Raw genomic sequence first — 282 nt, 5'->3', positions numbered from 1 at the left:
CGAGGTGACAATCTGCGACTTGACTCCAGCAATCGTGGGAAACAGCGCGGACAGCTCAGCATCTTTTACCTTGTCGGCCGCTTCGGTGGAGAAGTCCTGGCCATCGCGGGCAATCTCGATGATGTCGTTGAGGGTATGCGCGGTCTTGGAGTCGGTGCTCACTGATTTCTACTCCTGAAAGAATTTCGTGTTGACCCGTGTCGGGGTGAGTCCACTGTTCCGCAACTGCAATGAAGTCGGCGTGACCTTTGCGCCCTTGGACAATGCGGCGTTAAGTGTTGT

1 protein-coding gene is annotated in these 282 nt (G+C 55.3%); it reads right to left on the bottom strand.

The genetic code is table 11. The features are described from left to right. Positions 1-162: DUF2383 domain-containing protein (locus ACQG3P_RS19475; protein WP_426805962.1), on the bottom strand; the 162-nt coding region annotated here is incomplete at its 3' end. Positions 163-282 lie beyond the last annotated feature (120 nt).

Source organism: Stenotrophomonas sp. SrG, assembly GCF_050031795.1.
In the GTDB taxonomy this organism is placed as follows: domain Bacteria; phylum Pseudomonadota; class Gammaproteobacteria; order Xanthomonadales; family Xanthomonadaceae; genus Stenotrophomonas; species Stenotrophomonas rhizophila_A.
Note: the sequence above shows the minus strand (reverse complement) of the source record. Positions and strands in the feature narration are given on the sequence as shown.